Annotated in this window: 8 protein-coding genes and 1 pseudogene; 2 read left to right on the top strand and 7 right to left on the bottom strand. The window is 62.3% G+C overall.

The window, feature by feature from the left end; genetic code table 11:
• Positions 1-924 (bottom strand): annotated as a pseudogene (locus X727_RS145100) (hypothetical protein); the annotation flags it as partial.
• Positions 925-1,000: 76 nt separating this feature from the next.
• Entirely contained in the window at positions 1,001-2,299 is a 1,299-nt protein-coding gene (locus tag X727_RS145105) for an adenylosuccinate synthase (protein WP_023737850.1), read from the bottom strand.
• 209 nt (positions 2,300-2,508) lie between these two features.
• On the opposite strand from X727_RS145105, the gene X727_RS145110 reads away from it, so the two are divergent.
• Both X727_RS145110 and X727_RS145115 read left to right on the top strand, forming a co-directional pair.
• A complete protein-coding gene (locus tag X727_RS145110; protein WP_023834649.1) occupies positions 2,509-3,414 on the top strand; it encodes a DMT family transporter in 906 nt (301 codons plus the stop codon).
• A 105-nt stretch (positions 3,415-3,519) separates the two neighbouring features.
• Entirely contained in the window at positions 3,520-3,984 is a 465-nt protein-coding gene (locus X727_RS145115) for a DUF2231 domain-containing protein (RefSeq protein ID WP_023737852.1), read from the top strand.
• 64 nt (positions 3,985-4,048) lie between these two features.
• Here the strand turns inward: X727_RS145115 and serA are convergent, their stop codons facing one another.
• The 5 genes from serA to glmM all read right to left on the bottom strand — a co-directional run bounded on the left by serA (position 4,049) and on the right by glmM (position 10,505).
• Positions 4,049-5,650, bottom strand: coding sequence for a phosphoglycerate dehydrogenase (gene serA / locus X727_RS145120; RefSeq protein ID WP_023745014.1), 1,602 nt, complete (start codon positions 5,648-5,650; stop codon positions 4,049-4,051).
• Between the two features lie 58 nt (positions 5,651-5,708).
• A complete protein-coding gene (locus X727_RS145125) occupies positions 5,709-6,884 on the bottom strand; it encodes a phosphoserine transaminase (RefSeq protein WP_023742248.1) in 1,176 nt (391 codons plus the stop codon).
• Between the two features lie 201 nt (positions 6,885-7,085).
• Complete coding sequence (locus X727_RS145130) at positions 7,086-7,856, bottom strand: outer membrane protein (RefSeq protein ID WP_023684192.1); 771 nt, start codon at positions 7,854-7,856, stop codon at positions 7,086-7,088.
• Between the two features lie 229 nt (positions 7,857-8,085).
• Positions 8,086-8,901, bottom strand: coding sequence for an outer membrane protein (locus X727_RS145135; protein ID WP_023684191.1), 816 nt, complete (start codon positions 8,899-8,901; stop codon positions 8,086-8,088).
• Between the two features lie 251 nt (positions 8,902-9,152).
• Positions 9,153-10,505, bottom strand: a complete 1,353-nt coding sequence (gene glmM, locus X727_RS145140) for a phosphoglucosamine mutase (RefSeq protein WP_023704880.1) — start codon at positions 10,503-10,505, stop codon at positions 9,153-9,155.
• Between the last annotated feature and the right edge of the window lie 51 nt (positions 10,506-10,556).

The following is a 10,556-nucleotide window of genomic DNA, read 5'->3' as shown; positions in this document are numbered from 1 at the left end:
TGCGGCGTCGCCGGCCGGCGGGGTCGCAGGCGCTGGAGCCGCAGGTGGCGCTGGAGCCGGTGGTGGCGGTGTGGTCAGCGCGGCGACGGACTCGCCCTCGCCGATGCCGCTTTGACCGGCCGTGGGACCGGGGTCGGTTTCACCGCCTTCGGGCGACAGGCGCTGGGTGAACTTCGTTCCCTCGCCGGCAGCGGCCGGTGCCGGTGCATCGGCCGCGGGCTTGGCCGGCGCCGGCTTTACCAGCGGTTCGGTCGAGACCGTCTTGGTGTCGCCGCCGAGGCCCAGCATCGAGCCAAAGGCATCCTTGTTCAGCCAGATGCCATAGCCGCCGCCGGCGACCACCAGAAGCGCGACGACAGCCGCGATCAACCCGCCATAGCTGCGCCTGCGCTCGGCGGGGCGCAGGCGTTGGAACGTGTCCGCCGCCGGCTGCTCGTCATTGGCAAAGACATCGGCGCTATCGTCGTCGGCGTCCAGCTCCGCGGCTTGCTTGTCGATGGTTTCTGCACGCGCCACAGGCGGAGGCGGTGTCGGAGCGGGCCTCTGCCAGCTCGGCTCTGTCCTGGTGGTCGGCGCCGGCTGCACGGGTTTCGCCGGCTGCCAGGCCGGCGCAGGCGTGGCGGAAGGCTTTACATGACTGGACTGGTTCTTGTTGCGGTCGATGGAGGAGAAGATGTGCTCCAGCTCCGCCAGTGGGTCGGATGCCGGCAGTGCCCTGGCATAGTCGCGCTCGACGCTCGAGATGGCATCTTCCAGGGATCGCTTCTGCGTGCTTATGGCTTCGGCGGCGAGCGGCGGCGAATACTCCGCAAGCTTCTTCGCCAGCATGGTACGAACGCTTTCATAGATCCGCGTACGCTTTTCGGGCGTTTCGTCGCCGTGCTTGTCGAGCGCCTTTTTCAGAATAGCAACGAAATCTGCCATGCTTCAGTCGACCTGTATTGTGTTTCCGCGCCGGCCCCCGCAAATCGGCCGCGATGCCCGGAAAGGCTTCAGAAAACTAGTCTTGAAACGGATCGGTCACAAGTATCGTGTCGTCCCGTTCCGGGCTGGTGGAAAGGAGCGCGACGGGTGCCCCGATCAGCTCCTCGATGTAACGGACATATTTGACGGCCTGCGCCGGAAGGTCGTTCCAACTGCGCGCGCCGGCTGTGGTGCCTTTCCAGCCTTCGAGCGTCTCGTAGACCGGCTCGACACGCGCCTGCGCGCCCTGGCTGGCCGGCAGATAGTCGATCGTTTCGCCGTCGAGACGGTAGCCGGTGCAGACCTTGATCTCATCCAGCCCGTCGAGCACGTCGAGTTTGGTCAGGGCGATGCCCTTGATACCGTTGACGGCGACGGCCTGGCGCACCAGCACGGCGTCGAACCAGCCGCAACGGCGTTTGCGCCCGGTGACGACGCCGAATTCGTGGCCACGCGTACCGAGAAATTCGCCAATCTCGTTCTTCTGCTCGGTCGGGAACGGGCCTTCGCCGACACGCGTCGTATAGGCCTTGGTGATGCCCAGGACATAGCCGATGGCGCCGGGGCCCACCCCCGAGCCGGCGGCTGCCTGGCCGGCAACGGTGTTGGACGAGGTGACGAACGGATAGGTGCCGTGGTCGATGTCGAGCAGCGTGCCTTGCGCGCCCTCGAACAGGATGCGTTCGCCGGCGCGGCGCTTGTCGTCGAGGATTTTCCAGACGCGGTCCATATAGGGCAGGATCTCATCGGCGACCGAGGTCAGCTCGGACATGATCGCGTCATGCGTGACTTCGCCATGGCCAAGCCCGCGACGCAGCGCATTGTGATGCGTCAGCAGCCTGTCGACCTTGAGGGGCAGCGTTTCCAAATCCGCCAGATCCATCACCCGAACCGCGCGCCGGCCCACCTTGTCCTCATAGGCTGGGCCGATGCCACGACGCGTCGTGCCAATTTTCGTCCCGGAATTGGAGGCGGCGTCCTCGCGGAATCCGTCCAGCTCCCGGTGCAGCGACAGGATAAGCGCGGTGTTTTCGGCTATTTTCAGGCGGTCCGGCGTGACCTCGACGCCTTGCGCCTTGAGTTTTGCCACTTCCGCGACAAAGGCGTGCGGGTCGAAGACGACGCCATTGCCGATGATCGACAGCTTGCCTTGCCGCACCACGCCCGACGGCAGCAGCGACAGTTTGTAGACCTTGCCGTCGACGACCAGCGTATGGCCGGCATTGTGGCCGCCCTGGAAGCGCACGACGACGTCGGCGCGCTCCGACAACCAGTCGACGATCTTGCCCTTGCCTTCGTCGCCCCATTGCGAGCCGACGACCACCACATTGGCCATGTTTCTTTTCCCTTGAGATGCCGCCCTGGCGGCCTGGATATGGTTCGAAACGACAGGCCTCTATAGCGTCAAGACCTCGCAAGCGCGACCTTTCTTTGCCGCCGAAAATGCCCTGAGGCACAACAATTTTCGGCTTTGACATCATTTACTTGCGTCGGCGGGGGCAATAGGCCGGCAAACACAACTCCCCAAGCGGCCGGAATCCCGCAATGCATCGACGCGCCTACCTGTTCCTGCTGCTGACTACCTTGTTGTGGGGCGGCAATTCCGTCGCCGGCAAGCTGGCGGTCGATCACGTCTCGCCGATGACGCTGGTCTTCCTGCGCTGGGTGCTGGCCGTTGCGATCCTGCTGCCGATCGGCTGGCGCACGATCAGGGAGGACTGGCCGGTGGTGCGCAAACACTGGTTCGTGCTGGCTGCACTTGGCGCCAGCGGCTTCACTCTGTTCAACACCATTTTCTACACCGCGCTCAACTACACGACCGCGATCAATGTCTCGATCGAACAGGCGGCGATGCCGGTCTTGATCATCGTTGCCAATTTCTTCTTCTTCCGCCTGCGCGTGAGCTGGGCTCAGATTGCGGGCGTGGTGCTGACCATCTTCGGTGTCATCTTGACTGCCTGCCACGGCGATCCGCGCCGGCTGCTCACATTGGAACTCAATTTCGGCGACGCCATCATGCTGGTCGCGGTCGTCCTCTACAGCGGTTATTCGGTCGGGCTGCGGCTGAAGCCGGTCATGCGCTGGCAGAGCCTGATGTTGTCCCTGGCGATCGCTGCCCTCATCACCTCGCTGCCGTTCTTCCTGTGGGAGGTCGCCGCCGGCAAGGTTATCGTCCCCGATATCAGCGGCTGGGTGGTCATCGTCTATACCGCGATCGGCGCTTCGGTCATTTCGCAGATCACTTACATCCGGGGCAACGAACTGATCGGCGCCAACCGTGCCGGGCTGTTCATCAATCTGGTGCCGATCTTCGGCACGTTGCTGTCAGTGCTGATCGTCGGCGAGACATTCCAGCTCTACCAGGCGCTGGCGCTCGTCCTGGTGCTGGGCGGCATTTCGCTCGCCGAATACAGCGGGCGCAAGATGGCGGCACCGAACCGCCGCGGATAACATTTGGCCGCTGCCGCGCTGCGCCGCCGTCGCGATAACTGCTGCCGCGCGCCGACCTGGAACATTTTACCTCTGGCGGAGTTTGCTGGGGAGGGAGGCAACAAGATGAGCCACAACCCTCGCAGCACGGCAAGCATTGCAGGTCACCCCATTCATCCAATGCTGATTCCGTTTCCGATCGCCTTCTTTGTCGGCACCTTCGTTTGCGATCTGATTTTCTGGCAAACAGCCGATCCAGGGTGGGTCACCGGATCGCTTTGGCTTCTCGGCGCCGGCCTGATCATGGGCGCCTTGGCCGCTCTTACCGGCCTGACGGATGTTCTCGGCGATGTTCGGATCCGCAATCTCACGACGGCATGGCTCCATGCCGGCGGCAACGTTCTCGTCGTGCTGATCGAGCTTTATAACTGGTACTCGCGTTATGTCGCTGGAGCGGCGGCTGTGATCCCGATCGGCTTTATCTTATCGCTGATCGTGGTTCTGATCCTGCTGTTTACAGGGTGGAAGGGCTGGGAACTGGTCTATCGGCATCGCGTGGGCGTCTCCGACGGCTCAGACGAATTGACCTGAACCGGCCTCTGCGACGGCCGCCCCAATGATGGGGGGAGGACCGCCGCATCCGCCAAGCCGTCAACTACATTGCGTTGACGTCGAACTGCAGCCGCTTGGCTGAGTCGATGGACTTGTGCGCCTTGACCTGTTCCAGCACTTTCTCCGGGAACGGCGCGTCGAGATAGAGCAGCGCGATCGCGTCGCCGCCCGGCCGGTTGCGGCCGAGCTGGAAGTTGGCGATGTTGACGCCGTTCTCGCCGCACACCGTGCCGAGCAGGCCGATAATGCCGGGCGCATCGGCATTGGTTGTGTAGAGCATGTGCTGGCCGACCTCGGCGTCGAGATTGATGCCCTTGATCTGGATGAAGCGCGGCTTGCCGTCGGAGAAGCAGGTGCCGGCGATCGAGCGCGTCATGTGCTCGGTCTTCACCGTCAGCTTGATGTAGCCGTCGAACACGCCCGACTTGTCGCGCTTGACCTCGGCGACGATGATGCCGCGCTCCTTCACCATGATGGGCGCCGACACCATATTGACGTCGGCGACCTGCGGCCGGATCAGTCCGGCAAGCGCGGCACTGATCAGGGCACGCGTGTTCATCGTCGCGGTCGAGCCATCGAACAGGATCTCGACCTCGTTGATCGGGTCCTCGGTGACCTGGCCGACAAAGGCGCCGAGCACTTCGGCGAGCTTGACGAACGGCTTCAGCCGCGGTGCTTCCTCGGCCGTGATCGAGGGCATGTTGATGGCATTCGAAACCGCACCCTTGATCAGATAGTCGGCCATCTGCTCGGCTACTTGCAGCGCAACGTTTTCCTGCGCTTCCGCTGTCGAGGCGCCGAGATGCGGCGTTGCCACCACATTCTCCATGCCGAACAGCGCATTGTTTTCCGCCGGTTCGACCTCGAACACATCGACGCCGGCGCCCGCCACCTTGCCGCTCTTCAGCGCCGCGACCAGGTCGGCCTCGACGATGAGCCCGCCACGCGCGCAATTGATGATGCGCACGCCGTTCTTCATCTTGGCGATCGCCGCCGCGTCGATGATGTTGCGCGTCTTGTCGGTCAGCGGCGTGTGCAGCGTGATGAAATCGGCGCGGGCGAAAAGCTCGTCCAGCTCGACCTTGTCGACGCCGAGTTCCTCGGCGCGCTTGTCCGACAGGAACGGGTCGAAGGCGACGACATGCATTTTCAGGCCGACCCCGCGCGTGGCGACGATCGAGCCGATATTGCCGCAGCCGATGACACCCAGCGCCTTGCCGGTGATCTCGACGCCCATGAAGCGGTTCTTTTCCCATTTGCCGGCATGGGTCGAGGCATTGGCCTCCGGGATCTGCCGTGCGAGTGCAAAGATCATCGCCACCGCATGTTCGGCTGTGGTGATCGAATTGCCGAAAGGCGTGTTCATCACGATGATGCCCTTGCGGCTCGCCGCGGGGATGTCGACATTGTCGACACCGATGCCGGCGCGGCCGACGACCTTGAGTCTTGTCGCGGCGTTGATCAGTTTTTCCGTGACCTTGGTCGCCGAGCGGATGGCAAGACCATCATACTGGTCGATGACTTCAAGCAGCTTTTCCTTGTCCTTGCCGAGATCGGGCAAATAGTCGACCTCGATGCCGCGGTCCTTGAATATCTGGACGGCGGTGGTGGAGAGTTTGTCAGAGACGAGAACGCGGGGCGCCATGGCGGCCTCCTTGAATTGGATTGTCGGGAAAGGGCGGCCCGCAGGCCACCACGAAATCTCAGGCTGCGGCCTTCAGCGAAGCCTTCTGCGTGGCGAAGGCCCAGTCGAGCCAAGGCAGCAGCGCTTCGAGATCGGAGGTCTCGACGGTGGCGCCGCACCAGATGCGCAGACCGGAAGGTGCGTCACGATAGGAGCCGATGTCGTACGCGACGCCTTCCTTGTCGAGCACAGAGACGATCGCCTTGGCGAAAGCCGCCTGCCCGTCGGCGTCGAGCGCCGCGACATCGGCGTCGGTGAAGGACAGACATACGGACGTGTTGGACCGTGTCGCCGCATCGACCGCGAGATGGCCTAGCCAGGACGATTTGTCGACAAAGCCATCGAGCACGGCGGCATTGGCATCGGCTCTGGCAATCAAGGCATCGAGACCGCCGATCGACTTCGCCCAATGAAGTGCATCGAGATAGTCCTCGACGCACAGCATCGACGGCGTGTTGATGGTCTCGCCCTTGAAGACGCCTTCGATCAGCTTGCCGCCCGAGGTCAGGCGGAAGATTTTCGGCAGCGGCCACGCCGGCTTGTAGGTTTCCAGTCGCTCGACGGCGCGAGGCGACAGGATCAGCATGCCGTGTGCGCCCTCGCCGCCCAGCACTTTCTGCCAGGAGAAAGTGACGACATCGAGCTTCTGGAAATCGAGCCTCTGCGCGAATGCGGCCGAGGTCGCGTCGCAGATGGTCAGGCCTTTGCGGTCGGCTGGAATGAAATCGCCATTCGGTACGCGCACGCCTGAGGTCGTGCCGTTCCAGGTGAAGACCGCATCGCGGTCGAAATCGATCTTGGTGAGATCCGGCAGCTCGCCATAGCCTGTCTCGATCTTTCTGATATCGACTAGCTTCAGCTGCTTGACCACGTCGGTGACCCAGCCGGAGCCAAAGCTTTCCCATGCCACCATGTCGACACCGCGTTCACCGAGCAGCGACCACAGCGCCATCTCGACAGCACCCGTGTCCGACGCCGGCACGATGCCGATGCGGTAATCGGCCGGAACCTGGAGAATCTCGCGCGTCAGCTCGATCGCCTGTTCGAGCTTGGTCTTGCCGATCTTGGCGCGGTGGGAACGGCCGAGCGCAGCATTCTTCAGTGCCTCGACCGACCAGCCGGGGCGTTTTGCGCAGGGACCTGAGGAGAAATTGGGGTTTGCCGGACGGAGTCCGGGCTTCGTATGCGTCGTCATCGTGGTCTATCCTTCCAGATAGTGGCCCCTCGTTGGGGAGGGGTGGCCCACGGACGGCGATATGCGTTCAGCCCTCAGGCGTCAAGAGGAAAGTTTTTGTCGCTGGCGGGATACCGGCGATACGGGATCAGCATGTCGTGGGCTAAAACGCAAACAGCGGATCGAAGAGATCCGCCGTTGGGCTTCCGAACAGCAAGCTTCCTACCAGAGGTCGTAGCGCAGGCCGAGCTTGACCTGATGATTGCTGATGCCCTTGCGGATCGGATAGGAGGTCAGGCTCTCGGCCGTGACATATTCGGCATCCGGCGCGGAGAAGTACTGGTAGCCGAGATCTACAGAAACATTCTTGGTCACCTGATAGGCCAGGCCCGCATCCAGCGTGTAGGCGAGGGAATACTGGGTCTTGTTGTCGTTCCGGACGAAATCATCCGTAGGGTCGACATTGTCGGTGAAGTAACTCGCCGACAGCTTGTATTTGCTCCGGACCAGCCCAATGCCGGCGCCGAGGTAGGGCGTGATCCCGACATAAGTGCCGAGATCGACATAGCCATTGACCATGCCCGACAGGGAATAATTTTGCAGCGATGCCGACGCGATGGTCGCACCACCCGGCGGCGGCGTCGCCGAATCGTCAAAGCCGACGCCGATCTTGTTGCCGGGCAGATAGCCAAGATTGACGTCGCCGCGCAGATAGTCGTTGAAGTGGTAGCCGAAGCCGATGCTGGCAAAGGCCGGATCCTGCTTCTCGCTGAAGCTCGCGGGGGCGAAGGTGAAATCCTGATCCTCGTAGCTCTTCTGCGCCAGATAAGAGACGTCGCCGCGCAGATACCAGCCCGAGCCGACCTCGACCGGTTGATAGTCCGGCGCCTGATCGACATAGATCGGCGGATCGTAGTCCGCGGCCTGCGCCGGCGTCAGCGGCACAAGGACGAGTGCGGCGAGCGCCGGCGCTGTCAGCGATTTGAAATTCATGGGTCCCCGGCTCCTGAAATTGGCGCCCGTCATTTTGATCGCAAGCGCCGTTTCACCAAGCATTGTTAACCATAGTGGTTAAGTCAGGGTTAAGGATAACGCGGCGTACCGAATTGATTTCGATTGGGTTTCTTCGGCACACGCGGCCGGTTGAAAACGCGCAAACATCGGCAAACGAAAACCGCCCGGCAAGACCGGGCGGTTCGCGAATTCCTAGATTTCGAAGCGACTACTTGGTGTAGATCGGCTCCGGCTCTGGAACGTAGGGCTCCGGCGATGTGCAACCATTATTGCCGCCGAACTGATAGCGCAGACCGCCTCGTACCTCATGTGTGTTGATGCCATGGTCGAAGCCGGGCCCGGAACTGCTCACGTCGAAGTCGAACATGCGGCCCCCCTCAATGTGAGAGTAGCGATAGCCGGCATCCAGGATCACCCTGTCGGTAAGGCAATAGGACGCGCCGGCCATGAGCGCGTAGGCAAAGCGCCAATTCTTCGACCCGGGGTTGGTCTCGGTTGTGTTCGGGTCGTGGACGGTATCCCATTTGACGTGCGCGCCGCCGATGCCAGCGCCAACATAAGGCGTGATGCCGTGCCAGGTGCCGATATCGTAATAGGCGTTGGCCAAGAGCAGCAATGCGCTCATTTTCGACACTTCGACGGAGGTCGTAACGCCATCGTTGGTTGATCCGTTGAAGTCCGAAGCGAACCAATAGTCGGCTGTCAGGTCGGTACGGAAATGATCGTTGATCTTGTAGCCAATGCCGGCGCCGAGTGAGAAGCCGCCCTTAAGCTCGCCGGAATCGAAAACATTGCTGCCGGGAGGCGGCCCGTAGGTGATATAGTCGATGCCGCGCAAATCCGATTTATGATAGTCGATGTCGCCGCGGATGTACCAGCCGCCGAAATCGGCCGGCTGCTCGTAGGCGATCGGCGCCGGCGCCTCTTCGACCACCGGCGGCTCCGCCAGATCGGCGGCGAATACTGGCCCGGCCACACCTGCGAACAGCGCGGCAAGGAGGGCCTTTTTTGCTGTATTGAACATGTTTGTCACCCCTGAGAACCGTCGGGAAAGTCCAACTTGCCCGAATGTGATTGACCTCAGTTGTGGATAATGAATTGGAAAAGTTAAAAGGCGTTTAACCCTGTCGATTAACCACGAATTCTCGACATTTTAGCAAACAGTCTCCGCCGGCATAACGCTGGGACCAACCCTGGCCGAAACAAAAAGCCCGCCTGCAGGCGGGCTTGAAGTCTTGAGCCGGCAGTTCGCCCCTGCCGTTGGAGGCAGCGCAATCAGGCGGCGCTGCGCGTTTCCGAAATGATGTCGACGATGTCGTTGACCACGGCCTCGACCAGCTGTGGGTCGTCGCCCTCGGCCATGACGCGGATCAGCGGCTCGGTGCCGGAGGGCCGTATGACCAGGCGGCCGGCCTTGCCAAGACGGTTGCGCGCATCTTCGATCGCCGCCTTGACCAAGGCTTCTTCAAGCGGCTTGCCGCCGGCGATGCGGACATTCTTCAACAGCTGCGGCACCGGCTCGAATTTCTTCGACAATTCGCTAACCGGCCGGTTCTGCCGCTTGATGCAGGCCAGCACCTGCAGCGCCGAGACCAGCCCGTCGCCAGTGGTCGAGAAATCGGACAGCACAATGTGGCCCGACTGCTCGCCGCCGACATTCAACCCATGCGCGCGCATATGCTCAACGACATAGCGGTCGCCGACCTTGGTGCGATGCAGCTGCAACTTCATGTCGCCAAGGAAGCGTTCGAGGCCGAGATTGGACATCACCGTCGAGACGACGCCGCCGCCGGCCAGTCGCCCGCTCTGGTGCCAGGACTCGGCGATCAGCGCCATGATCTGGTCACCGTCGACGATGGTGCCGTTCTCGTCGACGATGACGACACGGTCGGCATCACCGTCGAGTGCGATGCCGATATCGGCGCGCACTTCATGCACCTTCTTCTGCAGGCCGGCCGGATGGGTCGAGCCGCATTCCTTGTTGATGTTAAAACCGTTCGGATCGACATTGATGGCAATGACCTCGGCGCCCAGTTCCCAAAGTGCGGCAGGCGCCACCTTGTAGGCTGCGCCATTGGCGCAATCGACGACGATCCTGAGACCCGACAGCGACATCGAGCGCGGCAGCGTGCGCTTGGCGAATTCGATGTAGCGGTCATGCACGCCGTCGACGCGCTTGGCGCGGCCGAGCCCGTCGGAATCGGCGAGCGCCAGTTCGATATCCTTGTCGAGCATGCTCTCGATGCGCTCCTCGATCTCGTCGGAGAGCTTGTAGCCATCGGGACCGAACAGCTTGATGCCGTTGTCGTAATAAGGGTTGTGCGAGGCCGAGATCATGACGCCGATATCGGCGCGCAGCGAGCGCACCAGCATGGCGACCGCCGGTGTCGGGATCGGGCCGAGCAGGAACACATCCATGCCGGCCGCGCACAGGCCGGACACCATGGCGTTTTCGATCATGTAGCCGGACAGCCTGGTGTCCTTGCCGAGCACGACGCGGTGGCGATGGCTGCCGCGCTGGAACGACAGGCCGGCGGCCATGCCGACCCGCATCGCAATCTCAGCCGTCATCGGAAACTTGTTGGCGCGCCCGCGAATGCCGTCGGTGCCAAAATAACGTCCTGCCATGCTTGCCAGAATCCCCGTCGGTTTTCAGCCGGCTCGTAATGCCACAATTGG

The organism is Mesorhizobium sp. L103C105A0, assembly GCF_000502215.1.
In the GTDB taxonomy this organism is placed as follows: Bacteria; Pseudomonadota; Alphaproteobacteria; order Rhizobiales; family Rhizobiaceae; genus Mesorhizobium.
Note: the sequence above shows the minus strand (reverse complement) of the source record. Positions and strands in the feature narration are given on the sequence as shown.

What these genes read in the sequence shown, in the direction of transcription:
- X727_RS145105 (WP_023737850.1), bottom strand. Translation starts at nt 2,299, where the DNA reads ATGGCCAATGTGGTGGTCGTCGGCTCGCAATGGGGCGACGAAGGCAAG.
- X727_RS145110 (WP_023834649.1), top strand. Translation starts at nt 2,509, where the DNA reads ATGCATCGACGCGCCTACCTGTTCCTGCTGCTGACTACCTTGTTGTGG.
- X727_RS145115 (WP_023737852.1), top strand. Translation starts at nt 3,520, where the DNA reads ATGAGCCACAACCCTCGCAGCACGGCAAGCATTGCAGGTCACCCCATT.
- serA (WP_023745014.1), bottom strand. Translation starts at nt 5,650, where the DNA reads ATGGCGCCCCGCGTTCTCGTCTCTGACAAACTCTCCACCACCGCCGTC.
- X727_RS145125 (WP_023742248.1), bottom strand. Translation starts at nt 6,884, where the DNA reads ATGACGACGCATACGAAGCCCGGACTCCGTCCGGCAAACCCCAATTTC.
- X727_RS145130 (WP_023684192.1), bottom strand. Translation starts at nt 7,856, where the DNA reads ATGAATTTCAAATCGCTGACAGCGCCGGCGCTCGCCGCACTCGTCCTT.
- X727_RS145135 (WP_023684191.1), bottom strand. Translation starts at nt 8,901, where the DNA reads ATGTTCAATACAGCAAAAAAGGCCCTCCTTGCCGCGCTGTTCGCAGGT.
- glmM (WP_023704880.1), bottom strand. Translation starts at nt 10,505, where the DNA reads ATGGCAGGACGTTATTTTGGCACCGACGGCATTCGCGGGCGCGCCAAC.